Genomic DNA, 24,762 nt, shown 5'->3' with positions numbered 1-24,762 from the left:
CCAGAACCGCTCCCCCGAACCCGCCAGGAGGCCCCCGTGTCGATTGCCCATCTCGGACTCGCCCCCAACGACGCATCGGGCGACCGCGGCTCTTCGGCGCAGTACACCTCCAACTCGTCCTCGGGTGCAGGAACGAGCGCACCGGGCTACGGCTCAGCCGGTTACGACCGTCGCACGCCGCCCCACGACCTCCTCGCCGAGCAGAGCACCATCGGCGGCATGCTGCTCTCGAAAGACGCCACGGCCGACGTCATCGAGACCGTCCGCGCCGCCGACTTCTACCTGCCGAAGCACGAGGTCATCTTCAACGCCCTGCTCGGCCTGTACTCCCACGGCGAGCCCACCGACGTCATCGCCGTCACCGACGAGCTGACCAAGGCCGGCGAGCTCAGCCGCGCCGGCGGCGCCGAGTACCTCCACACGCTCACCAGCCTCGTGCCGACCGCCGCCAACGCCGGCTACTACGCGTCGATCGTCGCCGAGAAGGCCGTGCTGCGCCGCCTCGTCGAGGCGGGCACCCGCATCGTGCAGATGGGCTACGCCAGCGAGGGCGAGGTCATCGACCTCGTCAACAACGCGCAGGCGGAGGTCTACAACGTCGCTGGCGGCGTGCAGACCGAAGACTACGTCCCGCTGACCGACGCGGTCACCGCGGCCATCGACGAGATCGAGGCCGCCGCCGGCCGCGACGGCCAGATGACGGGCGTACCGACCGGCTTCGCCCAGCTCGACGCCCTCACCAACGGCCTGCACCCGGGTCAGCTCATCATCATCGCCGCCCGACCAGCGCTCGGAAAGTCGACGCTCGCCCTCGACCTGTGCCGCGCGGCCTCGATCAAGCACAACGAGCCCAGCGTGTTCTTCTCGCTCGAGATGGGGCGGTCCGAGATCGCCATGCGCCTCATGTCGGCCGAGTCCAGCGTTCCGCTGCAGAACATGCGCAAAGGAACAGTCGATGCCCGCGACTGGACCACCATCGCCCAGACGCGCGGTCGCATCAACGACGCGCCCTTCTACATCGACGACTCCCCCAACATGACCCTCGTCGAGATCCGCGCCAAGTGCCGCCGTCTCAAGCAGCAGGTGGGCCTCAAGCTCGTCGTCATCGACTACCTCCAGCTGATGACCTCCGGCAAGAAGGTCGAGAGCCGCCAGCAGGAGGTCTCAGAGTTCTCTCGTGCCTTGAAGCTCATGGCCAAGGAGCTCCAGGTTCCGGTCATCGCCCTCTCGCAGCTCAACCGTGGCCCCGAGCAGCGCGCCGACAAGAAGCCCGCGATCAGCGACCTCCGCGAGTCGGGCTCGCTTGAGCAGGACGCCGACATGGTCATCCTGCTGCACCGCGAGTCGGCCTACGAGAAAGACAACCCCCGCCAGGGCGAGGCCGACTTCATCGTGGCCAAGCACCGCAACGGCCCCACAGACACGATCACCGTGGCGTTCCACGGGATGTTCTCGCGGTTCGTGGATATGCCTGCGTAGCGTCGCGTGTCGTCCGACATCTAATTTGTCGAAGTGCCACCTAGATTGTCGCTTTCCGCGGAACGCGACAATCTAGGTGGCAAACGGTAGCCCGTGACGGAGGCTGCCGCTGTCCGAGGAATCCGAGACCCTTTTCACGGGATGTTCTTGAAGGTTGTCGAGACTTGCAAAGCCACAGAAACTGTCGTGTGGTTTCCAAAACAAAATGTCGTTTTCCAGGCTTTCGTGTCGTCGAAGGCGCTCGTGCCGGTACCCAAACGAGGTCTCCCTCTCGAGCCCGGCCGTTATGTCTGTGGATGTAGCTCCGCCCGGTAGAGGAACCCCCGTCGTGCACTTCTTTCGGTTCCAGGCGTCACGGTGACCAAAGGCGAGTCGGCCTTCTCGACAGGCGCCAGTATCGGTTGAACGATTCGTTTTACGCCTGGTGGGCGGGTCGGATGACGATCTCGTTGACGGCGACGCGTGCGGGACTTGTGATGGCGTATTCGACGGCCGACGCTACGTCGTCGGCGCGCAGAATTTCGCGGTCGGCGCTCCTCGTGTCGTACAACTGTCGGGTCGCCTCCTGGAAGGAGCCGAGCTCTGTTGCGACGAACCCGGGCTCGATCACCGAGAATCGGACACCGGTGCCGGCGAACTCTTGCCGCCACGCTTGTGTGGCGGCGGTGACCGCGAATTTCGTCGCCGTGTACACGGCCGTCATCGGGGCGACGACTCGGCCTGCGACAGAGCTGATGTTGACCACGTCCGTGGCGACGTCATATTTCTTCGCGGTCTTCAGAAGGGAAGGCAGCGCCGCCTTGGTCAGGTGCAGGAGTCCGCGAAGGTTCACGTCGATCATGCGTTCCCACTCGGTCGGGTCCTGCTCCACGCTGGAGCCGATCAGCATGACGCCGGCGGCGTTGACGACAGCGTCTAGGCGACCCGATTCTCGGGTGGCCTGCTCGACGACGGTCAGCGCAGAGCTGGCGTTCGCAAGATCTGCGGCGATGACGGTGGCGCTCCCACCCTCGGCGCGGATGTCTTGTGCGAGGGCTTCGAGGCGGTCGCTGCGGCGGGCGACGAGGGTTACTGTGAAACTGGCCGATGCGAGGCGCCGCGCGGTCGCAGCGCAGATGCCGCTCGAGGCGCCGGTGACGATCGCAGTTCGGGTGGGGGTCGGGGAGGAGTCGTTCATGTCACCAGCGTGAGGGTCACGGCTTGTCTTTAGAAGGTGGCACCGGAGCGGGGTGCCGTCAGCACCACCCAGGGATCCGGGCCGGAGGATGGACGGGCCCACGCGTCATCGACCTTGGAGAAGAACGCGGCGGCGGACGACCCGTGCTGTGCGCTGTAGATGGTGAGTCGGGCTTCAGCGTCGGTCGGGACGACGAGCACCTCGTAGTCGACTTCCAGAGTGTCTTCGTCGAGACGGAAGGGCTTCGAGCCGGACGTGTTCGCCTCGACTTCGTGCCGGTCCCAGAGTTCGGCGAAGTCGGGTGTGTGGGCCAGTTCGGCGACGACGGAGGTCAGAATGAGGTCATCCGACCATCGGGCCGCGCCGAAGCGCAGGGTCGCGACCATACTCGAGGCGACTTCGTCCCAATCGGGGTGGGTGGACCGGGCGGACTCGTCCTGGAACACGTACGTGGCCAGGTTGCCGTCGTGCTTGCCCGCAGCGATCCACCCGCCCATCAGCTTGTCGGCGATCCGATTCGCGGCCAGCACCTGCATGCGGTGGTCGACGATGAAGGCGCCCTGGTTACGCAAGCCGCCGAGGAGAGTCACCAAGCCATCAGGGACAGGCGCAGGCCCCCAGGTACGCGGATCGTGGGCCTCCGACGTTAGCCGTCGGAGATAGTCGCGCTGGGCTTCGTCGAGGAGGAGAGCGTCGGAGATCGCAGCGAGGACAACAGGCGACGGGGTGATCTGCCGCCCCTGCTCCAGTTGCGTGTAGTAGTCGACGCTCACATTGGCGCGGACGGCGACCTCCTCGCGACGAAGGCCCGCCACGCGTCGGCTTGACGACGTTGAGAAGCCAACCTGAGCGGGCTCGATGGAGGCGCGGCGGGATTTCAGGAACGACCGGAGTTCTTCGCGTGCACTCACCCGATGATTATCCGATCAGAACATTCGTCGAGTGTCCCTTGCGACAAGTAGGCCGTCGTCCCCTAAGTGAAAAGACCGGAGTGTCACCCACGCGACACGGCAGGTAGCAGGCAATACCTTCGGCCTCCCGCTGCACCCCAGCCTCCCTCGCGTTGCCGGGTGAGCTCCAATCGCATACGGTTCTGAACTGTGCCTCTAGATCGACGAAGACCTCCGACGATCTCTGATGTGGCCCGTGTCGCCGGCGTCTCCCTACCGACGGTGTCGCGGGTGATGACCGGATCGACACCGGTGAGCGACCTGACGACGGCAAAAGTCCGAGCCGCCATGGACGAACTGGGTTACCGCCCCAACGGTGCGGCACGCGCCCTGGTACATGGTCAGCAGCCGATCGTGGGCGTTATCGCACCGGATACTGCTGCTTACGGCCGCTCGCGCATGCTGACCGAAATCGAGGACCGGGCCAGGGCGAGCGGATATGTCGTCGCTATCGCCATCCTCGATCCGGCCGACATCGAAGGAGTGTCAGCCGCAGTGGACGTTTTGTTGTCCCAGCCGATCCTCGGCGTCGTGGTCTTGGACTACAACTCCTACAACACGATCCAGCTGCACTCAAAGCTTGGCGCGATACCGATTGCGACGGTGACGAACGGCGCTGACACCGATGCCGACGTAGCTCACGTCCTGGTCGATGACCGCGCCGCAGCGCGCGCGGTCGTGGACCATCTCCTCGACCTCGGTCACCGCACTGTCCACTACGTCTCTGTTCCCTACTATGGTGGTCGTTCGCACCCCCGCGAGCTGGGATGGCGGGAGGCGCTGGCTGCACGCGGAGTCGCTCAGCCGGAACCAGCTGTGTCTGACTGGACGGTCGAGTCTGCGCTTCGCGCTGGAGCCGAGCTCGCCGCGGATGCCGGCGTCTCGGCGATCTTCTGCCCGAACGACGAGATCGCATTCGCGGTCATGCGGAGCCTGCACGATGCCGGACGTCGAGTGCCCCAGGACGTCAGTGTCGCGGGGCTCGACGACCACCCCCTCGCTTCGAGCTGGGTGCCGAGCCTGACCACCTACCGACTCGACTGGGGATGGGCAGGAAGGGCCGCTCTCGAGCTCCTCATCAACCCGGACTCCGAAGCAAACCCGAGCGACCGGCCGGGCAGCATGCTTCTCAACCGCGAGAGCACCAGCTCACCGCTGGCCTAGATAGCTGGCTTGCACGTTTGACGGGAGACGCCTAGTGTCGTGATCAACGCTTTCATGATCAACGTTTTCATGGAGGCTTCAAGCAACGCAGAGCGCAAGGGAGCCTCGTTTGAGCGCGGAAACCGTCTTGGCCACTCAGGAACCATCGTCGGTCACTGGAGTCGTGACACCCACCGGACGAGTCTTCGACTGGCATGCAGGCGCACTGACCGTGTCTTTTGGTTCGGGCGACCACCCGGTCCGGATCGTCGGCCTCAACGCGGGACCCGAGCGCGTTGTCACCGAAGCGACACAGCCGCTAGTCGAAGCCATGATCACTGGAGACGGCCGCGCCCGGAACACGACTCGGTTCACGCACACGGGCGTGGGTGCACGTCTTCGTCTGACCGATGTCCGCGAATGGACGACCGACGGTGTCGCGGGCTTGGACATCGAACAGCGCGATGAGAAGACAGGTCTTGTCGTGACGGTCACGTTCACGGCGTCACCCGAGATTGCCGGCGCCCGTGTCCGTACGTCGGTCCGCAACGACGGCATCGTGCCAGTCGTGCTCGAGGCCCTGTCGACCATCGCGATCGGCGCGCTCGTCAGTCACGGCGACGACCCGCACGACGCATTCCTCCACTCAGGATCCGGCGAACAGCTCGCCGAGAACCGATGGACGATCACGAAGGCCTGGTCACAGTCCGGCCTCGGGGACTTCCACTCCGCGGTCAATCACCAGCCAGGTCGCGGATACACGGCAGCCACGGGAACGTCGACCTGGACGACCGCTCGCGCACTACCTACGGGGGTGCTCGAACACCCACGATCTGGTCGTGCGATCGCATGGCAGCTCGAGCACAACGGCGGTTGGCGCTGGGAGCTCGACAACCAGAGGGAAGACGAAGACGCTCTGGCGCTTGTCCTCCTCGGGCCGACCGACCTGCATCACCACTGGGCTGAAGAACTCGTCCCCGGGGCGTCGTTCGAGTCTGTGCCCGCGTCGTTCACCATCGGCGACGCCGGCGCGGCAAGCGCCGTGGCCGAACTGACAAGGCACCGTCGCTGGATCCGGCGAGCGCAACGCGCAGACACCTCCTCGCTCCTGGTTTTCAACGACTTCATGAACACCATCCTCGGCGATCCCACGACTGTGCGGCTGCTCCCGCTCATCGACGCCGCTGCAGCGGTCGGGGCGGAGTGCTTCTGCATCGATGCCGGCTGGTACGACGACAGCGAAGAAGGGGACTGGTGGCCGAGCGTCGGCGAGTGGCTTCCCTCGGCGCGACGGTTCCCCGGCGGTCTGGCTGAAGTCGTCGAAGCGATCCGCGCACACGGGATGAAGGTCGGCATCTGGGTCGAGCCCGAGGTTGTCGGCGTCCGCAGCCCCCTCGCTGAAAGCCTCCCCGCCGAGGCGTTCATGCAGCGACACGGGATTCGTGTCCGGGAGCACGACCGCTACTTCCTCGATCTGCGGAGCGAGGCGGCCCGAGAGCACCTTGATCGAACCTTCGACCGGCTCATCTCCGACTTCGGCGTGCAGTTCTTCAAGCTGGACTACAACGTGATGCCCGGCGCCGGAACGGACCTCGACGCCTTCTCTCCCGGGGCCGGACTCCTGGCGCACAACCGGGCGCACCTGGGCTGGTTCACCGCCCTTCGTGCCCGCCACCCGGATGTGGTATTCGAGAACTGCAGCTCCGGTGCCATGCGCTCGGACTTCGGGATGCTGGAGGCGTTTGACCTGCAGTCAACATCCGACCAGCAAGACCTCCGCCTGTACCCGCCTATCGCGGCCTCGGCGCCGATGCAGATGCTGCCGGAACAGGCCGGCAACTGGGCCTACCCGCAACCGTGGATGAGCGATGACGAGATCGCATTCACCATGGTGACGGGATTATCCGGGCGGCTTTACCTGTCCGGGTTCATCAACCAAATGAACGATGCACAGTTCGACCTCGTCCGAGAAGCGGTCCGGGTGTTCAAATCCACACGGACCCACATCGCTGATGCCGTCCCTGAATGGCCGAGCGGCTACCCGGACTGGGAAGCGCCGTCGTTGTCACTCCGGCTACGAGGCGCGGGCCGGTCGCTTCTCTATGTCTGGCACCGCAGCGAATCGACCATCGAGCCCCTCGCTCTTGACCTCGGCGCCGGCGCGACACCAGCTTCGCTCCGCCAGGTGTTCCCGGCAAAAGCAGCGCCGTGGACAGCCTCAGTACGAGACGACGGCCACATCACGCTCGCCCCATCGACACCGGGTCTCTCCGCTCGGGTCTTTGAGGTCACCTCCGACTGACCCATTCCCTCCTGCACCACAACCCTCATCACGAATACCCGAAAGAAGGCAAGCAATGAAGCTTCAACTCTCGAAAAGACGGACGATCGTCGCCGCGATCGGCGCGATGGCTCTCGTCCTCACCGCCAGCGGCTGCAGCCGCGCCGGCGCCGGCACCGACAGCGACACCATGCAGTTCTTCTTCAACATGGGCGCCGACACTCCGCAGTACAAGGTCATGACCAAGATCGTCGATGACTTCGAAAAGAAGACCGGCGACAAGATTCAGCTCACCGCCGAATCGACGAACTACGAGAACGACATGAAGGTCAAACTCGCGGCCAACACAGTCCCCGACCTCTTCTCGACACACGGCTGGTCGCTGCTGCGCTACAGCAAGTTCCTCACCCCCCTGACCGACCAGTCGTGGGCGAAGAACGTCAACCCGGCACTCGACTCCGCAATGCGCGACAGTAACGGCGAAATCTTCGCCTTCCCCGGCGAAACCGACACCGCTGGGATCCTGTACAACAAGGACGTCCTCAGCAAAGCCGGTGTCGACCCGTCGTCCCTGACGACCTGGGATGCGTTCGACGCCGCCGCCGCGAAGGTCAAAGCCACCGGCACCACCGCGATCTACTCCAGCGGCAAAGATCAGGGCCCGGCAGGCCACATGGGCGACTACCTCGCCGCGCAGACATACGACACCGCCCAGGGACAGAAAATGAAGGACGGGACGTTCGTCTCGGCCCCCTTTGAGCAGATGCTCGACCGTGTGCAGCAGTGGCGGACAGCCGGATGGTTCAACAAGGACTACTCCTCCGCGTCAACCGACGACATGGCACGGGCACTCGCCGGTGGAACCACCGGCTTCGAACTGTTCCAAACGGTCCTCCTGAGCCAGGCGCTGACGATCAACCCGAACGCGAACCTCGGGTTCATCCCGCTCCCGACTACCGGCGACGAGAAGCCTTACCTGGTCGGTGGCGAAGGAGTGGACTCGTTCGGCGTGTCGAAGACGAGCGACCACCAGAAGGAGGCGTTGAAGTTCCTCGACTTCCTCGCGGAACAGAAGAACGCCGCCGCACTCGCGGAATCGACCGCGTCCGCCCCGGGACTGACCACCGTCAAGGTGGATTTCGGCTCTCTTGCAGACAGCTTCAACAAGTACGTCACGCCGGGAACGACCGCCGTGCAGCCGTATTTCGATCGCGTTTATCTGCCCAACGGTTCATGGGACACCCTCATCGCGGTCACGGATTCAGTGATCACCGGGCAGAGCACCGTCCAAGCCGCTTCCACCCAGATGGGTCGCCAGTACAAGACCCTCTACGGCCAGAAGTAACCGCCAGCACGTCGGGGGCGGCCGCCGCCCCCGACGTGCACGAGTCTCAGGAATCATCGTGAACAACGTCACCGACATATTGCCGCCACGGGCTCAGCCCAGCGCCACCCTCCCGCCGATCCAGAAGCGATCCCCACGGCCATCGCGTCGTGGCTGGGCCATGAACCTCATGTACCTCCCCGCCGCGGCGCTCCTCGTCATCTTCGTGTTCGTGCCCCTGATCCAGGGCATCGGATTGGCCTTCACCAACTGGGACGGCTACTCACCCACCAAAGCATTCGTAGGAATCGCGAACTTCGCCCAACTCTTCACCGACGCGACCTTCCACACGGCGCTCCTCAACACGCTTCTGTTCGGGTTCGGCTGCACGCTGCTTCAACAGGTCCTCGGACTCGCCCTCGCCGTCGCACTCGACGGACGGGGACGGATGCCTGCGGCTGCGCGGTCGATCGTCTACCTTCCGGTGCTCGTGTCACCCGTGGTGATGGGCTTGATGTATTACCTGGTGTTCCAGTACAACCGAGGCGCCTTGAACGACGTCGTGGGCGGCTTGGGTGTCGGCCCCATCGCATGGCTGAGCAGCGGACCGGGCGCCATCGCGATCATCATCCTGGTGAACACGCTGCAGTTCGTCGGAATCTCCATGGTCATCTACCTCGCCGGCTTGCAGGGCATCAGCCCCGACGTGTACGAAGCGGCGTCCCTCGACGGCGCTTCCGGCTGGGCCCTGCTCCGCTCCATCACGATCCCGCTACTCCAACCGGCGTTCGTGTCGAGCGTCATCATCAACCTGATCGGCGGTCTGAAGCTGTTCGACGTCATCCAGGTTCTCACCGGTGGAGGGCCAGGCTACGCATCGAACTCGGTATCGACGCTCATCGGCCGCACCTACTTCGGTCAGCAGGCGGCGGGATATGCATCGGCGATGGGTGTTGCCCTCTTTGTCATCATCGCGATCGTGTCGGTGTTCCTCGTCCGCCGGATGAGCCGAACGGATGTGACCGCCTGATGTCAACACAGACTGCTCCTCTGCGAGGTCGGCGTCCTCGGAAGGCAGCGAACGTCGGCAAAGCCGTGTTCCTGGCGATCGTGGCGCTGGTGCAGATCACCCCGTTCTACCTCGCTGTCACCACTGCGCTCAAACCTGTCACGGACACCAGCTCCCTCTGGGTGCCGCCGTTTTCCGGAGCCACGCTCTCGAACTTCTCAACGGCATTCTCGGTCGGCCACCTCGACTGGGCGCTGGAGAACAGCCTCCTCGTCACAGCGGTCAGCACGTTCCTCGTGTGCCTCGTCGGCGCCATGGCGGCCTACCCCCTCGCGCGCCGCTTGACTCGTCTGAACCGAGTCGTCTCGCTAGCACTTTTAGGCATGCTGATCGTTCCACCGCTCAGCATCCTCGTACCCCTTTACACAATGCTGTCCCGGCTTGGGCTTCTGAACACGTTCGGTGGACTCATCCTCGTCCTGACGACCCTGCAGCTTCCGCTAGCCGTGTTCCTCTTCACCCAGTTCATGCGAACCCTGCCGATCTCCCTCGAGGAAGCAGCCGCCATGGACGGCGCAGGGACGATTCGAACCTTCGTGCAGATCGTCTTACCTTCGATGAAGCCGGTGCTTGCCACCGTGACGATCCTCACAGCGACAAACGTGTGGAACGAGTTCGCTATGAGCTCCTACATCAGCAGCAGCACACCCATGCGCACCCTCGCACCAGCGGTGGCAGTGTTCTTCTCCAGCCAAGGGACGAACATCGGTGCCGCCGCCGCCGCCGCCCTCATAGGCCTCGCACCAATCCTCATCGCCTATCTGTTCCTGCAGAAGTACTTTGTGAAGGGTGCCCTCGCGGGAGCCGAAAAATGACATCGAACCGGCCTGCCGATTCGATTAGATGAACACGATGGTTCTTGCCGAAACCGCCCCCGACGTTCCATCGCGGGCGGCGCAGCACCCAAGCGTGCCGCTCGTAGCCCACCCGCATTCTTGTCAGATTGTGGACCAGCCGCCATCGCTCGGCAGCACGACGCCGTTGACATTCGCGGAGTCGTCGCTGAGGAGCCAGGCGATCGCAGCGGCCAGCTGTTCCGGCTGCGCAGTGGGCGGCAGGATCGCCTGCATGATCGGACCCACCCGAGAGGCCGCGTAGTCGCTCTTCATCGGTGCTTCGATATTGGTCGCCACAGCTCCAGGGGCGACGGCGTTCGCCCGGATTCCCTGGGGGCCGTGAAAGAAGGCGACGCTCTTGGTGAATCCTGCGATGGCGTGCTTCGACGCCGTGTAAGCAGCCCCGGATGCCGACGCACGAAGTGACGCTTCCGATGCGACGTTCACGATGGCGCCGGCACCTGCTTCGATCATGAGAGGCAGCACGGCTCGGGTGAGCCGCATTGGTCCGGTCACGTTGACGCTGAAGACGCGGTCCCAGGTTGCATCGTCGACTTCGCTCGGAGGGAGGAATGCGTCCATGATCCCGGCGACGTTTGCGAGGCCGTCGATTGTGCCGCCTCCCGCGCCGACGATCGCTTCGATGGTCTCCGGGAGGGACACGTCCCCGGGCACGGTGACGACGTCGAAGTCCCTCAGTTCTTCGGTCAGGGCGGAGAGGCGGTCGACGACGACGTCGGTGGCGATCACTCGGCCTCCCTCGTGGGCGATCCGGGTGGCCGTGGCGCGCCCAATGCCGGATCCGGCGCCGGTGACGATGATGGTCTTGCCGGCGAAACGTCCGGCAGTGGTCGTGGTCATGACTTCTCCTCGATGAGACGCGCCGACTCGGCGCAAGAACAGTTGTAGCACTGAGTGCACAAAAGGGGTAGAGATGCGTGAGAACCGAGTCGGGCGACCCCGGACTATCGATCCTGAAGCGGTATCCCTCACCGCGCTTCGTCTCTTCGACGACCTCGGCTATGACGGTGTCTCGATGGAGGACGTGGCGTCAGCAGCGACGGTGAGTCGCCGGTACCTCTTCCGGCTGTTCCCGACGAAGGCGTCGTTGCTGTGGGGAGGGCTCGACGAGTTCGCAGGTCGACTCCAGGAGTCTCTCGACAACAGCCCGGCCGGCGTATCAGTGTCGTCTGCACTGGCTACGGCGTACCAGGAGGCCGCGGCCTTCCCCGCGAGTTCCCTCGAGGTGACGCGACACCGACTCCGCGTGATCGCTGCGAACCCGGAAGTCGCGGGCGAGGGAGCCCGGCGCGTGGCAAAACTCACGAGAGGCATCACGGCGTTCATCAGGAGTCGGGAACCTGCTCCCTCCGACGGCCTCGACGCGACCGTTATCGCCAGTGCGCTGGCTGCGGCGGCGAGCTCTGCCCTGACGTGGTGGGCTCTGACGAGCGAGGATGCGCCGGAGGACGTCGTGGCACGCGCCGTCGATCGCGTGCTCGACATCCTGCCGTGACCCGCTCCGAGGAGAGGCCGTACGGCGTCAGGCCTCTGCGATCCACGCAGCGGAGACGCTGCGCTCGATGACGCGGCGCCAGCCGTCCGGAGCGGCAGGATCGTGGCTGGCCAGGGCAGCCAGCCACAGCACGGTCAGGAGGTCGTCGGAGGTGAATTCCTTCGAGAGCACGCCGGCGCCGTGGGCGTTCTCGACGAGTTCCGCCCCGAGCGCCATGGACCGTTCGCAGGCGTTGATGAGGAGAACGGCGTCGGGGTAGCGCCGTAGCATCGCGTCATTCATGGCCGGGTCGCTGAGCTGCAGGTCGATCATCTCGGCGATGAACGTCTCCAGCTGCGCCCGAGAAGACTCCTGAGCCAGTGTCCGTTCCCGGAGTGTCCGGAGTTTCGCGCCGGCGATGTCCGGGACGACGGCGTCGATGAGCTCCTCCCGGGAACCCACGCGGTTGTAGAGCGTCCCGATGCTGACGCCGGCCTCCCGAGCGATGTCCTCAAGTGGGGCCGAAAGACCCCGCCGCGAGAATACCGTTATGGCGGCCGCTCGAAGCTTGTCGAGGTTCGCCTGAGCGTCTCGACGCAGGCGGGGCGTAGTGCTCACAGCAACTCCAGTAGAAATTGAGGGCAACCTCAACATATGCTGAGCGCACGTGAGGACCACCTCAACTTACCGCTTCAGAACGCCCGGCCCCGCGGTGGGCTACGAAAGGATGCATCATGCCCCTGATCACCATCATCGGAGCCGGCCCCGGCCTCGGCCTCGAGATCGCTCGCGCTTTCGGGCAGAAGGGCTTCGATGTCGCCCTCGTTGCCCGCGACCAGTCCAAGCTCGACGCACTTGCAGAGAACCTTGGCAGCGAGGGCATACGCGCTCGTGGTTTCACCGCGGATGTGCGCGAGCCCGAGACGCTCAAGAATGCCATCGAGTCGATCCGGGCAGAACTGGGTCCCATCGACGTCCTCGAGTTCTCGCCAGCAGACCACACTCTCGAGTCAGTCGATGCTCTGAATGTGACGATGGAGAATCTGCAGCCGCAGATCGATTTCTACCTGGGCGGTGCCGTCACCGCCATCGGTGCCGCGTTGCCTGAGATGATCTCGGCCGGTTCCGGAACCGTTCTCGTGACGACGGGTGGCGGGGCGCTGTCTCAGACACCGGTTCGCGGGAACGTGAACATCGCCGCGGCTGGACTCCGGAATTGGACGCTGAATCTCAACCAGGCACTGGCTGACAAGGGGGTGTACGTCGGCTTCGTCGCGATCACCGCTCTCATCGGTGGCGGCCGCCCGGACGCCGAGCCCGCCGTCATCGCGCAATCGTACGTGAAGCTCTACGAGGAGCGAAAGGACGTCGAACTGCACTACGTCGCTTACGACGCCTAGCGTGTTTCCCGTCCGGCGCTTCAGGCTCCGGGCGGGCTGCGCCAAGCGTTGGGGCTTACCGGTGTCCGCCCGACTCAGCCGACGGTAGCCGCGGCCGCCGCGGCCGCGAATGCGCGAAGAGTCGCTACCTGTTCGGTGATGTCCGGCGGGTTCTCGGCCATCTGCCACGTCGAGACCAACGCCACCATGCCGCCGATAGTGAAGGTCCGGGCGTCGCCCGTGAGCGCAATCTTCGGTCGATCGGAGCCACGATCCGCATCCGTCAACCACGTGGTGACCGCTGCGGCAAGAACCTCGGCGACCCGCTCGCCACGGGGGATGGCGCGGAGTTTGTCGAAGAAGTCGCGATCAGCACGTCCGGCGGCAAGCAGCGGCTCGATTCCGCGCTCCTGCACGGCGCGCGTGAGGGCCTCGACAAGATTGGCTGCGCTCTCATCGAGGGGAAGCCAGCCCTCGAGCAGCCGACTGATCCAGACATCCGTCGCGAGGTCGCCGACATTGCTGTAGTGGTTGTGCAGCGCCTGCCGACTCAGGCGAGCTCGTTGCGCGACCGCACTCATCGAGATCACCTCGCCTTTCGGGGACTCGGACACCAGTGTCGTCAAAGCCCGGATGAGGGCGGCGCGGGTTCGGGTGACACGCGGGTCCACCCGGTGCCCTTCCGGTGGCAGCGTGCTCGTTCCCTGGGACATGGATCCATCTTGTCAGACTCCAACGTCTGATGTACATTTGTCCACTATTGGACGATTGTAAAGGACAAGATGACGCACGTAACCGAGTCGGCACCACGACGGGAAGACACTCCGCAGCACCCGGAGTTCGAAGCGGCGGTGGCAGGCGGCGCTCTGACGTCCGAGGGGCCGGGATCCCAGCACCGCTACCGCAACCTGATCCTGGGGGCCATCGGGATCCTGCTTTTCGCTATGGCGATGCTGACCAGCTACTCGAGCGCCTTCGGAAATCCGACACCCAACAATGTGCACCTCGCCGTCGCCGGCAATGCGGACACGATCGTGGCTCTAGAGCAGCAGGGGGCACTTGATCTCACGTTCGTGTCGTCCGAGGCGAAGGCGCGAGGTGCCGTGCTCGACCGCGAAGTGGACGGCGCTGTCGTCCTTCCCGCAGCCGGAAAGGACGCCGTCGTCACCACCTACATTGCCAGTGGTGCGGGTCGTGGCCTCGGTCAGGCGGTCTCCGGCATCGGCGACTCCATCGCCCAGCAATTGAAGACCACGAGCACGACCACCGACCTTGCACCCCTGCCAAAGAAGGACCCCGTCGGATCCATCGAGTTCTACGCGATCCTGTTTGCCGGACTCGGCGCGGCGCTGGGCGCCACGGTTTTCGGCCGTATCCTCGGAACCGTCGACACCTCGTCGAGGTTCGTCGAGCGCAGCATCGTCCTCGTCCTCTACACGGGTGCCCTGGCCGGGTTGATCACCCTCTGGATCGACACCGCCCTCGGTGCGGTGACCGTCAATCCCGGCGCCGTTTTCGCGGCGCTCTGGCTCACGGGGCTCGCCATCGGGGGAGCAGTGACCGGCGTCGCCGCACTGGGCGGAACTCTTGCGGCACTCCTCACGACGCTCGCGCTGGTGATCCTCGGCAACACGTCTTCTGGCGGGCCCCTTGGTATCCACCTTCTCAACGACTTCTTCCAAGCCCTGTACTACGTGTTCCCGCAAGGGGACTCTCTCGACCTACTGCGCTCGGTTCAGTACTTCGACGGTGCCGCCATCTCCGGCCCGATCATCCGGCTAGCGATCTGGGCTGTGGCCGGCATCCTGCTCACCCTGATCGCGATGCTCATCCGCAGCAGAAAAGAGGCGGCCGCTCGCCTGAAGGGCGCGGGCCACCGCAACGAGGACTTCCTAGTGGCAACTGCGTCACCGGCGTCCTACGCCGACCACGCCGCTCTCGGCAATCCCGCCGAGGTCACGCCTTAGCAAGCCAGGCAATCCCTTTTCACCCCCGTAGACAGCAGTCATGACACAACAGGAGGTCGGCACCATGCCAGGCAGAATCGACGTTCACCAGCACCTGCTCCCACCCCGCTACTTCGACGCACTAGCGACGGCAGGAGATCGGGCAATGAGCAGTGCAGCCGGGACCGGGGCGCAGGCGGTCGAAGGCGGGTCCGCGCAATGGAACCCCTGGGACACCAGCGGCGGGACGACACCGAGACAGGGCCCCCGGGCCATCGGCGGGTGGCTCATGCCCGAATGGGACCCCCAAGCGGCGATCAGGATGATGGACGAGGCGGGCATCGAGACCGGGATCCTGTCGATCAGCGCACCAGGCGTGCACTTCGGCGATGACGCCGCGGCCCGCGAGCTCGCCCGCGAACTGAACGACTACCAGGCCGAGCTGGTCAGGGCACACCCGGATCGGTTCGGGCACTTCGCCGTGCTGCCGCTCCCGGATTTCGACGGAGCCATCGCCGAAGCCGTGCGAGCACTCGACGAACTCCACGCCGACGGCGTACTCCTCCTATCCAACGCCAACGGACGCTACCTCGGCGATCCCGCCTACGAACCACTGTGGACGGAACTCGCCGCACGCTCGGCCGTCGTCTTCGTGCATCCCACCGCACCCCGGATGGCGCAGCTCCCCGGACTGCCCACGGCCCTGGTCGACTTCCCATTCGACACCACACGCACCGCCGTAGACCTCGTTGCCCACGGGGTGTTTGACCGGCATCCGGAACTGCGCGTGATCCTGTCGCACGCCGGCGGCTTCCTGCCCTACGCAGCGGAACGATTCAGCGCCGCAGCGATGTTCAACCCCGGCACCACTCCGGAGAGCATCCAGGCGGGCCTACGGAAGTTCTACTTCGACACCGCCCTGTCCTCAACCCCCACGTCCTTGCCGGCGTTGCTAGCGTTCGCGGAACCGGGCCATGTCCTCTACGGCAGCGACTACCCCTACGCAGACCCGAAGTGGAGCGCCCGCTTCGACAACTTCATCGACACCTACGACGGACCAGGATCCGACAGGCTGGGCGAGGTGCACCGGTCTGCCGCCGAGAAACTCTTCCCCCGTATGGCCAAGTGACGGCAGGGCCATCAGCACTCTGGAACTGACACGGGGCAGAAGCGCTACAGGGTCCACGCCCAGTTGTCAGCGGCCGCTCCCGACCAGGTCTCGGGATCTCGAGCTGATTAAGATGCTTGCATGATGACTCTAAGAAAGAGTCACAGGGCACCGCCAAGCGAAACTACCGCGACGGCGCTGCCAAATCAGCTGGCCTGTGCGGCACTGGAGTACACCCGGGTGTCAGTGACGCACTTCCTCCAGACGCAAGGCGCTCGTCAGAGGTTCCAGTCCATGGGCGTGGAAGAACAGGACCCCCTCCGACCAGGATGATGGTGAAAAGGGTTTGTCGCGACGTCGTCGCAGTCGCTCGGCGGGGCGAATCCCCGATCAGCCCAATCGCGAGAGACATCGGGATCTCGGAGTCGTGCCTCTAACGCTGGCTCAAGACCGCTGACGTCGTAGACGACGTTGACCCTCCCCAGCTCTTCCGCACAGAAGGCCCCTCGGTTGTGGGCACAGACAAGCGACGTCAGTCGGCGTCGACTTCATCCGTTCGGGCGGGGCCGGACGACTTTGACATAGTCAAGAAACCGGACAAGCTGGTAGGCAGACTGCAGTGTGGCTCTTGGGGTGGGGGTCACGGTCTCAGCGGCGCTAGTGAGTCAGCGGCCTCGTTCCATCCCCGGGGGGACCAACACGTGCCCCTCTGATATGAGAAGGAGGACATGTGTTCGGTCGCAAGAAGCAAGTCGATTCCCCGTTCGAGGGATTCGTGAAGACGGGTAGTGTGCCCAAGGCGGTCATCGAGGGATTCTCCTCACGGGTGCCGCCGGAGGTTGCCGCTCTCTGGCAGGCAGGAACCGGCACCCTCGCTGACGGGCTGATCAGGGTCGTCGACCCCTATGACTGCTCGGTCGTGATCTCGTCCTCCTACACAGGGATCGCGACTGCGGTGCCGATCTTCCAGAGTGCATTCGGTGACGTCATCATCTGGGACACCGCCGAGCAGTCGTTCGGCCTCCTGAACTTTCGCCAGGGAACCCACGAGCTCGTCTCGAGCAAGTTCTCCCTTCTTCCGCGCTGGCTCGCTGATGAGACGTTTCTCGATACGAGGTTGGATCAGCCTCTGTACCGTGACGCCGTGGCGAAACTCGGCCCCGTCGACGCCGACACGATCTTCGGCCACGTTCCGCTGCTGGCCCTCGGGGGCCCGAAAGACGTGCAGCACCTGGACCGGGTGAAGACTCGCGAGCACCTGATGATCATCACGCAGATGATGGGTCCCCTCTCGTGAGCTCGTCCCCGGAGCCGTCCGTCGATTCCCGACGGACACCGTTCCGGAGAAGCGCACTCTCCGCCCTGCCGCAGGCTCTCATCGCGGGTGCTCTGGGCATTCTCGGGCTCTGGCCCGTCGCCCTCGCGGCCTACCTGATCAGCCATTCGACTGTCGGCGGTGGACTCATCCTGGCGATCGTCGTGGGGTGGCTGATCGTCTTCCTGGGGTTCTGGGCTGTCGACGCGATCTTCTGTGCCCAGAGCCTCTCGTGGCTTCGGGGGTTGATCAGTGCACTTGTGTACGTGCCCCTCGTGGCGCTGGAACCCTCCATTGCCGCGACCATGAGGGCCCCGTCGCCGAGCCCCTACGTCTTCACCTTCTGCTTCGCGGCGGGAGTCGTCGTGCTGACCAGGCTGCCCGGCATGATCGTCGCTTGGCGTCGAGCCGCTCGATGACCATCGATGGGCCGGCTACTCAGTCGTGAGGTGGTTCTGCCGACGCCAGTGAGGGGGGCGCCGACGGGTGGTGCCTGCGGACGAGGCGCCGGGATCCTGCGCTCCATCGGGGTGTCAGAGGCGGAGCGGGTTAGCGCCCTGGGCGGCCAGGAGATACCAGGCGGTGGCCCCGAGGTGCAGGGTCGCGTTGTAGGTGTCACCGAACCCCGTGATGAGGCCGTTGCTGGAGGCGGCGACGATTCCGAGGCCGTCGCCCGTGGGTGCGGTGGCCTGGGCAGTCTGGATCGTAGTCATGAGCTTGCTGTAGAGAGCGCGGTCGCCGGTGGCTCCCCGGGCTCGCACGGCGAGAGCCAGGTGCGCCGTGCCTTCGAGCCATACCTTGGTCGTGTCGGCGTCGCTGTAGCTGCTTCCGGTGAGGCCGGCGTCGGTAGTGGTGAGGGTGTTGTTGACCCAGGTGACTGCGGGGGAGTAGTTCGAGCTCGCCGTGGCGAGGTAGGCCCAGTTCTGGATGTCGCCGGGTATCGGGGTGCGGTTGATGCTGGTGCCGTCGGTGTTGGTGCCCGTCCACAGGTGTCCGGTCGCAGTGTCTTTCATCGCGGCGACGAAGGCGAAGGCGGCGGTTGCCCGGGTGGTCCAGACGGCGGCGCCGGTGAGGGTCGCGAGCATGGTGAAGAACGCGCCGGTGTCGATGTTGTGCTCGGTGGCCTTGTAGGTCAATGCAGTGTTGCTGGCGTCGCGGCCACCGGTGTAGCCGTTGGGTGACTTGGCGGCGTCCCAGGTGTTGGTCTGGATCCAGTTGCCGAGTGTCAGGGCACCCTGCAGGAACCGCGTCTGCCCCGTGACCTTCGACAGTCGGGCCAAGGCGATCCCCACCCAGGCCTGGTTGCCGGTGTTCGCTGCGGCCGAGCCGATGTAGGGAGCGCCGGACGAGGTGATGAACGGGTTCGGCTGGTACGAGGCGCGAGTTCGCCCGTCGCCGAGAGGGTCGTGGTCTTGCGCGTAGAGGAGGCTGTCGCCGAGGACCGTCGCCAGCTGGATGTTCGCCGCGGTGCCGCTGGCGAGCCATGCCAGGATCACGATCGCGTCGTCGTACGCGAAGCTCGAGACGAACCCGTTCGCGCCTTCGATGCCGCCCGTGTAGCTCTGCGGCACGCGCAGAGTCGAGCCGGAACCGTACTGGTTGAATCTGCTCTGCAGGAAGGCGTATCCGTTGGCGATCGACGTCGCCGACGGCGCTGCGGCTGCGGCCGCATGGGCGGGAGACGCGTGCAGCAGGGAGGTCGTCAGCGCCGCCCCGGCAAGGGTCGCTGATCCCCTGAGAAAGCCCCGGCGGGAGAGGCCGTCGGCGTAGCTCATCGGGCCAGTCCGTTCCATCGGCTGAACCGGAATGGGTTGGACCCCGTGAGGGCGAGGAGATACCAAGCGGTTGCGCCGGTGTGCAGGCTCGAGTAATACAGGTCGCCGAAGCCGGTGTCGAGGCCGTCGCTGGAGGCGGCGACGATGCCTCTCCCGTCTCCGTTGGGCTGCTCCCGTTGAGCGGTGCGAAGCGTCTTCAGGAGCTGGTGCACTCGGGCCGCGTCACCAGGGGCGTTCCGTGTGCGAAGGGCCAGAGCGAGCTGGCCTGTGCCCTCGAACCACACCTTGCTCGTGTCGGTGTTGCTGAAAGACGGGCCGGTGTAGGGCCCGTCTGTCGCCGTGAGATTGTCGGTCACCCAGGTGAGGGAGGGCGCGTAGCGGCGGTCTCGGGTCGCCAGGTACGCCCAGCTCTGGACGTCTTCGGGAATGGGGTAGTAGTTCGTCGTGACCCCGTCGGGGTTGGTGCCCGTCCACAGATGGGAGTCGGTGCCGTCTTGCATTGCCGCGATGAACGACAGGGCCACGCGGGCGTCCTTGCCCCAGGTGCGGTCACCGGTCAACTGCGCGAGCTGGGTGAAGAAGGCGGCGACGTCGATGTTGTGCTCGGTGGCTTTGAAGGTCAACGGGTTGTCGTCGGCGTCTCGACCCCCGGTGAAGCCGAAGGGCGCGCGGGTGACGTCGAGGGTGTTCTCTCGAATCCACTGGCCGAGACGAAGGGCACCGGCGAGGAACCGGCGAGACCGGGTGGCTATGTAGAGGTGAGCGAACGCCATGCCGACCCACGCCTGATTTCCGGTGAACGCGGCCGGCGACCCGATGTCGAGCGGGCGCGGAGGTGACGCGACCGGGAAGTTGTCGGGCTGGTAGGACGCCCGGGTGCGACCGTCGGCCAGAGGGTCGTTCGCCTGCAGGTACAGGAGGGCATCGCCGAGGAGCGTCGCGCGCGTGACGTCGCGGCGAAGGCCCCGAGCAAGGTAGGCCAGGATGACCAGCGCATCGTCGTACGCGAACGACGACACGAAGTCGAAGGTGGGCGTGGTGAAGAACCCCCCGGCGTAGCTGCGGGGGAGGCGGAGCTGTGTTCCGCCGCCGTACTCGTCTAACCGCGCGTCGAGGAACAGGAAGGCATTCTGCTGCGAGGAGAGGGCGCTCGCCGGTCTCGGACTTCCACGTCTCGGATCCTTCGTAGCGGACAGGAGCGGCGCGGCCGACGCGGGCCGGGCCGAGGCGAGTACTGCGAGAGACGCGGCACCCGCCGCTGCCCCACCGAGGAGCCCTCGGCGGCTCAGGGAGAAGGCCGGCACAGCGCGCGCCTCGGCGGCTGCTGTCGTGTCGTCGGATGTGGGAGAGCTCATAGCAACCCTGCTTCGTCTCGTCGCGTTGGCGCATCGAATTAGTAAAGGTAACAAACAAATTACCTGTATCGAGTCTAGGGAAAATGCCGAGAAGACGGAAGAGGGAGAACCAGCGGCGGCCGCTCGCAGGCAGGGGCATGCGCCGTGGGCCCTGATCCAGCCCACGGCGCATGCCCCGGTGGTGTTACAGGCGGGCCGCCTTGCGACGGGTGACCAGCGCCAGCGCGAGACCGGCGAGCAGCAGCGCGAGTGCGCCACCCACGAGGGGGAGGGTGTTGCTCCCCGTGTAGGCGAGCGATCCGGCTGCCGCCGGGGTGACGCCCGAGGCGAGGACCGTGCTGCCACCGAGGGCGGCGGCCGTCACGGTACCGGTGCTGGCGACTGAACCGTCAGCGGTCGGGGCGACGACGATGGGAGTGGTCGTCGAGCCGGTGTCGCCCGGGGTGGTCGGGTTGCCCGGTGTGGCCGGGGCCGTCGGGGTGACCGGGTTGACCGGGTTGCCCGGGGTGGCGGGGTCCGTGGGCGTCACCGGGGTGACGGGCGTGGACGGGTCGGTTCCCGTGGTCGGCGTGGTGGTGGAGCCGCCGATGACGGTGACGGCGTTGCCGCCGAGGTCGATCGGGGCGGTGATGACCGGCACGATCTGGGTGCCGCCGAGGATGCCGCCGTCACCGGTGGTCGTGTTGCCGGCTCCGCCGGTCGAACCCGTGCCGGTGGTGCCGGTCGTGGTGCTGGTCGTGTCGCCGATGACGCTGACGGCGTTTCCACCGGCGGTGACCGGTACGGTCACGACCGGGATCACCTGGGTGCCGCCGAGGATTCCGTCGTCACCCGTGGTGCTGTTGCCGGTCGAGCTCGTTCCGGTGGCAGGAGCCGTTCCGGTGGTGGTTCCGGTGCTGGTGGAGTCGCCGAGGACCGAGATGGCGTTGCCGCCGACGGTCGCGGGGGCCGTGATCACAGGGGCGATCTGCGTCCCGCCGGCGACACTGTCGTCACCGGTGGTGGTCGAGCCGGTACCGGCCGAGGAGCCGGTTCCCGTCGTCGCGCCGGTTCCGGTGCCGGTGGTGGTTCCGGTGCTGGTGGCGTCGCCGATCACGGAGATGGCGTTGCCGCCGACCGTCACCGGGGCGGTGACGTCGGGGGCGATCTGCGTGCCCGACGCGATGCCGTCATCGCCGGTGGTCGTGCTGCCGGTTCCGGCGGCCGGCGTCGTTCCGGTCGTGGTGCCGCCGGCGGTGGTCGATCCGGTGCTGGTGGAGTCGCCGAGGACGGAGACGCTGTTGCCGGCGACCGTGATCGGCACGTCCAGCCCGATGAGCGCCTGCGTGCCCCCGAGGACGCTGTCAGCGCCGGTCGTCGTGCTGCCGGTCCCCTCGGCCGGCGCAGTGCCGGTCGTGGGCGCCGAGGTCGAGCCCGCGCTGTGCGAGTCGCCGAGGACGGAGATGGCGTTGCCGCTGACGGTCACCGGAGCGGCGACGTCGGGGGCGACCTGCGTGCCGGAGGCGACCGAGTCAGCACCGGAAGTGGTGCTGCCGGAGTGCGCCGTGCCAGGGGCGGGGGTGGTCGAGGGCGAGGCGGCCGGGGCGGCGGGTGCCGGGGCGGTGGCCGTGGATCCTGCGCTGGTCGAATGCCCTGCGACGCTCACCGCGTTTCCGCTGACGTGAACGGGAACGGCGACCGACACGATGCCCTGGGTGCCGGAGAGAAGGCCGCCGACGCCGGTCGTGGTGGGCGCCGAAGCGGCGGGTGCGGCAGGTGCCGATGCGGCGGGTGCTGCCGGTGCCGTGTGAGCGGCCGGTGCCGTCGCGGCCGGAGCCGTGCTGGACGAGTGGCCGGCGACGCTGAGGGCGTTGCCCGATGCGGTGACCGGGGCAGTGACTGTGCCGAGCACCTGGGTGCCGGAGGCGACGCCGTCGGAACCGGTGGTGGTGGCCGCGTTGGCGGCGACCGTGCCGCAGGCCCAGAGGCCTCCGACGAAGCAGACTCCGATGAGTCCGCGCGAGACGTACTTGTTCATGATGATGACTCCACAAATTTGACTGATGGTCCGCCATCCCGGAGTCGGGATGTGCGGTTGCTGGTCGGACGCGTGCGTCTGGAGCAGCGGTGGTCGCGTATCTGCCTCTGACAGGGGCAGGGAGCGGACCGTCAGTCGGGTGAGGTGTCGAAGTCGTACGTGGGGGCCGAGGGGATCTCGGAAGACGTGCTCGGCGCGGCCAGGCCGGCGGCGAGAAGGATTGAGAATCCCGAACCGTCGGTCGCGGCGGGGGAGCTGCCGTTGCCGTTGCTGCCCTGAGCGGCCGATGCGCTCGACGTGGCTGCGGGGGCCGCCGGTGCCGGGGCCTCGGGTGCCAGGGGCGAGCGGGCCGGAGTGACCGGTTCGGCAGCGGAAGCCGAGGTGGTGGCGCTGGTCTCGGCAGGGGCGGCGAGGAAGCCGGAAGTGTGCGAGACGCCCTGTGCAGCGGCCTGAAGGGCGGCGGCGACCTTGTCGGAAGAAGCGAGGGAGATGGCACCCGAGCCGTCGGTTGCCGGCCCGACAGCGACGGAGGCGTGGGCGGCAGGGGTCGGGATGTCGGACCCGGGAATGGTCGGAACGGGCAGTGCCGGCGTTCCGGTCGAGCCGCCGTCCGTCCCTTCGGCGACACCGTCGCCGACCGTCGAGACGCTCTCGCCGACTGTCGACACGACGTCGTCGACGCCGGAGCTGACCGGGGTGGTCACGGTCTCGACGGGGGTGGTGCCGGCGACAGCGTGGACGACGGGAGCGACCACCGGGACGGCCGCGACGACCTTGTCGACGGTCTGCGCGACCGGAGTGACGACGGTGCCGACGGGCTTCGATGCGGTGACGGTCGACACGGCCTGGACAGGCTTCGTCGCGACCGGGGTGGCCTTCACGACCACCTGGTGCACGGGCTGAACGGGGGCGGTCGCCTTCGCGACAGAGCCGGTGACCGCCTTGACAGCGGCTCCCGCGGTCGAGCCGACGGACGCGACGGGCTTGTCGACAGCGCCGGTCACACCCGAGACCGTCTTGCCGACCGCCGACGTGGCACCACCGAGCAGGCCACCCGACGGGGGTGCCGTCTCGGCGTGGGCCTGGCTGGACGAGAGGAAGCCGATGGCGATGAAGGCGAGAGCGACGAGGCCCGAGAGGAGAAGAAGGCGCGCCAGGTGGAGTCGGGTGCGAGCATCCGTCTGATCCACGGCAATCACCTTCATCGGTTGACTGAGGTCGTCTGCCATCGATGAACGACGGCGAGCGAGCGAGCTGGTAAGACTCGAAGGCCGGATGGTTGGTCCGGTGTGAATCAGAAGCTACGCCTGGTCGGGCGGCTTGTCGAGATCACATCAGAGAACTCTCAGATTGCAACCGTCAAGTACCCCGATCGGTGGCGGCCCGCCGAAACTTGCTCGCCTTGGGGCCCCACAGCCGCGAACACCTGGCCGAAACCGCTAGGGGGCCGATGCCGTCTCCGGCTCGGCGGGCGGCTCTGTGAGCAGCGTGTCGAGCAGCCTCTGGATGATGTCGTTGATGTCGACGCCCTCGGGGTCGAAGAGCCACTGGATCTGGGCGCCGTCCTGGGTGGCAATCAGAGTGCGTGCCGCTTTCGCTGGCTCGATTCCCGGTCGGAGGAGCCCGAGTGTCTCCAGCCGTTCGAACTCGATCGTCATCGTGCGGACGACCCGGTCGTACCGGGTCTGGAACTGCTCGTGCAGCGGGTGATTGGCATTCGTCGCATCCACCGAGGTGCGGGCGAAAAGGGCGATCAGGCCGGGCACGGACTCGTTGTGCTGAGTCAGGCGGCGGTAGAACGCCCGGAAGTCGGGACGAGGATCGACCGGACCGACGAGACGGTACACCTGCTGTTCCCGTTCGTCCAGGACGGCCTCGAGGAGGAGCTCCTTGGATGCGAAGTGGTGGAGGAGGGTTGCATGGTTCACCCCTGCGCCGGCAGCGATCTCACGGACGCTCGTGCCGAAGAAGCCCTGGGAGCCGAAAAGCTCCCCGGCAGCAGCCAGGATGACCGCACGAGTCTGAGCACCCCGGCGATTGGTCGGCGGACCGCTTCGATGTCCGGTAGCGCCGGGACGCGAAACGGTCACCCCCTGAGTCTAGGAGGTGACCG

22 protein-coding genes are annotated in these 24,762 nt (G+C 66.1%); 12 read left to right on the top strand and 10 right to left on the bottom strand.

What is annotated here, in order from left to right; all coding sequences use genetic code 11:
* Positions 1-36: 36 nt before the first annotated feature.
* Positions 37-1,479: a replicative DNA helicase gene (gene dnaB, locus AC3CBB_RS14665; RefSeq protein WP_255410963.1), complete on the top strand. Its 1,443-nt coding sequence runs from the start codon at positions 37-39 to the stop codon at positions 1,477-1,479.
* A gap of 415 nt (positions 1,480-1,894) precedes the next feature.
* Here the strand turns inward: dnaB and AC3CBB_RS14660 are convergent, their stop codons facing one another.
* Both AC3CBB_RS14660 and AC3CBB_RS14655 read right to left on the bottom strand, forming a co-directional pair.
* Entirely contained in the window at positions 1,895-2,656 is a 762-nt protein-coding gene (locus AC3CBB_RS14660) for an SDR family oxidoreductase (RefSeq protein WP_488625173.1), read from the bottom strand.
* A 29-nt stretch (positions 2,657-2,685) separates the two neighbouring features.
* Positions 2,686-3,567: a helix-turn-helix transcriptional regulator gene (locus AC3CBB_RS14655; RefSeq protein WP_488625172.1), complete on the bottom strand. Its 882-nt coding sequence runs from the start codon at positions 3,565-3,567 to the stop codon at positions 2,686-2,688.
* Between the two features lie 228 nt (positions 3,568-3,795).
* Here AC3CBB_RS14655 and AC3CBB_RS14650 point away from each other — a divergent pair, with 228 nt between their 5' ends.
* From AC3CBB_RS14650 to AC3CBB_RS14630, 5 genes are all read left to right on the top strand, one after another.
* The gene (locus AC3CBB_RS14650) at positions 3,796-4,770 is read left to right on the top strand and encodes a LacI family DNA-binding transcriptional regulator (protein ID WP_488625171.1); all 975 of its coding nucleotides are present in this window, start codon (positions 3,796-3,798) and stop codon (positions 4,768-4,770) included.
* A gap of 163 nt (positions 4,771-4,933) precedes the next feature.
* Positions 4,934-7,051: a glycoside hydrolase family 36 protein gene (locus AC3CBB_RS14645; protein ID WP_488625170.1), complete on the top strand. Its 2,118-nt coding sequence runs from the start codon at positions 4,934-4,936 to the stop codon at positions 7,049-7,051.
* A 55-nt stretch (positions 7,052-7,106) separates the two neighbouring features.
* Positions 7,107-8,375, top strand: a complete 1,269-nt coding sequence (locus AC3CBB_RS14640) for an ABC transporter substrate-binding protein (protein ID WP_488625169.1) — start codon at positions 7,107-7,109, stop codon at positions 8,373-8,375.
* 58 nt (positions 8,376-8,433) lie between these two features.
* Entirely contained in the window at positions 8,434-9,384 is a 951-nt protein-coding gene (locus tag AC3CBB_RS14635) for a carbohydrate ABC transporter permease (protein WP_488625168.1), read from the top strand.
* 65 nt (positions 9,385-9,449) lie between these two features.
* Positions 9,450-10,238, top strand: coding sequence for a carbohydrate ABC transporter permease (locus AC3CBB_RS14630; protein ID WP_488625167.1), 789 nt, complete (start codon positions 9,450-9,452; stop codon positions 10,236-10,238).
* A 123-nt stretch (positions 10,239-10,361) separates the two neighbouring features.
* Here AC3CBB_RS14630 and AC3CBB_RS14625 read toward each other — a convergent pair whose 3' ends face one another.
* Complete coding sequence (locus tag AC3CBB_RS14625; RefSeq protein ID WP_488626751.1) at positions 10,362-11,120, bottom strand: SDR family NAD(P)-dependent oxidoreductase; 759 nt, start codon at positions 11,118-11,120, stop codon at positions 10,362-10,364.
* Between the two features lie 73 nt (positions 11,121-11,193).
* Between AC3CBB_RS14625 and AC3CBB_RS14620 the strand changes: the two genes are divergently transcribed.
* Entirely contained in the window at positions 11,194-11,775 is a 582-nt protein-coding gene (locus AC3CBB_RS14620) for a TetR/AcrR family transcriptional regulator (RefSeq protein ID WP_488625166.1), read from the top strand.
* Between the two features lie 27 nt (positions 11,776-11,802).
* Here the strand turns inward: AC3CBB_RS14620 and AC3CBB_RS14615 are convergent, their stop codons facing one another.
* Positions 11,803-12,372 carry a TetR/AcrR family transcriptional regulator gene (locus AC3CBB_RS14615; protein WP_488625165.1) on the bottom strand — a complete coding sequence of 190 codons (570 nt, stop codon included), beginning with the start codon at positions 12,370-12,372 and terminating at the stop codon, positions 11,803-11,805.
* Between the two features lie 116 nt (positions 12,373-12,488).
* Here AC3CBB_RS14615 and AC3CBB_RS14610 point away from each other — a divergent pair, with 116 nt between their 5' ends.
* On the top strand, positions 12,489-13,154 hold the full coding sequence (locus AC3CBB_RS14610) for an SDR family NAD(P)-dependent oxidoreductase (protein WP_488625164.1): 666 nt from the start codon (positions 12,489-12,491) through the stop codon (positions 13,152-13,154).
* A 74-nt stretch (positions 13,155-13,228) separates the two neighbouring features.
* Here AC3CBB_RS14610 and AC3CBB_RS14605 read toward each other — a convergent pair whose 3' ends face one another.
* Entirely contained in the window at positions 13,229-13,846 is a 618-nt protein-coding gene (locus AC3CBB_RS14605; protein ID WP_488625163.1) for a TetR/AcrR family transcriptional regulator, read from the bottom strand.
* Positions 13,847-13,915: 69 nt separating this feature from the next.
* On the opposite strand from AC3CBB_RS14605, the gene AC3CBB_RS14600 reads away from it, so the two are divergent.
* The 4 genes from AC3CBB_RS14600 to AC3CBB_RS14585 all read left to right on the top strand — a co-directional run bounded on the left by AC3CBB_RS14600 (position 13,916) and on the right by AC3CBB_RS14585 (position 17,921).
* Positions 13,916-15,100, top strand: a complete 1,185-nt coding sequence (locus AC3CBB_RS14600; RefSeq protein WP_488625162.1) for a hypothetical protein — start codon at positions 13,916-13,918, stop codon at positions 15,098-15,100.
* Between the two features lie 40 nt (positions 15,101-15,140).
* A complete protein-coding gene (locus AC3CBB_RS14595; protein ID WP_488625161.1) occupies positions 15,141-16,208 on the top strand; it encodes an amidohydrolase family protein in 1,068 nt (355 codons plus the stop codon).
* Positions 16,209-16,962: 754 nt separating this feature from the next.
* Positions 16,963-17,484: a T6SS immunity protein Tdi1 domain-containing protein gene (locus AC3CBB_RS14590; RefSeq protein ID WP_488625160.1), complete on the top strand. Its 522-nt coding sequence runs from the start codon at positions 16,963-16,965 to the stop codon at positions 17,482-17,484.
* On the top strand, positions 17,481-17,921 hold the full coding sequence (locus AC3CBB_RS14585; RefSeq protein ID WP_488625159.1) for a hypothetical protein: 441 nt from the start codon (positions 17,481-17,483) through the stop codon (positions 17,919-17,921). Before AC3CBB_RS14590 ends, AC3CBB_RS14585 begins: the two co-directional genes overlap by 4 nt.
* A gap of 114 nt (positions 17,922-18,035) precedes the next feature.
* Here AC3CBB_RS14585 and AC3CBB_RS14580 read toward each other — a convergent pair whose 3' ends face one another.
* The 5 genes from AC3CBB_RS14580 to AC3CBB_RS14560 all read right to left on the bottom strand — a co-directional run bounded on the left by AC3CBB_RS14580 (position 18,036) and on the right by AC3CBB_RS14560 (position 24,739).
* Positions 18,036-19,277: a twin-arginine translocation signal domain-containing protein gene (locus AC3CBB_RS14580; RefSeq protein WP_488625158.1), complete on the bottom strand. Its 1,242-nt coding sequence runs from the start codon at positions 19,275-19,277 to the stop codon at positions 18,036-18,038.
* Positions 19,274-20,632 (bottom strand): hypothetical protein, encoded by a 1,359-nt coding sequence (locus AC3CBB_RS14575; protein ID WP_488625157.1) that lies wholly within the window; start codon positions 20,630-20,632, stop codon positions 19,274-19,276. The genes AC3CBB_RS14580 and AC3CBB_RS14575 overlap by 4 nt, the downstream gene beginning before the upstream one ends.
* Before the next feature lie 184 nt (positions 20,633-20,816).
* Complete coding sequence (locus AC3CBB_RS14570) at positions 20,817-22,649, bottom strand: chaplin family protein (protein ID WP_488625156.1); 1,833 nt, start codon at positions 22,647-22,649, stop codon at positions 20,817-20,819.
* Positions 22,650-22,780: 131 nt separating this feature from the next.
* Positions 22,781-23,839, bottom strand: coding sequence for a hypothetical protein (locus AC3CBB_RS14565; protein WP_488625155.1), 1,059 nt, complete (start codon positions 23,837-23,839; stop codon positions 22,781-22,783).
* A 249-nt stretch (positions 23,840-24,088) separates the two neighbouring features.
* Positions 24,089-24,739, bottom strand: a complete 651-nt coding sequence (locus tag AC3CBB_RS14560) for a TetR/AcrR family transcriptional regulator (protein ID WP_488625154.1) — start codon at positions 24,737-24,739, stop codon at positions 24,089-24,091.
* Between the last annotated feature and the right edge of the window lie 23 nt (positions 24,740-24,762).

The sequence above is a fragment of the Frondihabitans sp. OV104 genome (assembly GCF_057787745.1).
Note: the sequence above shows the minus strand (reverse complement) of the source record. Positions and strands in the feature narration are given on the sequence as shown.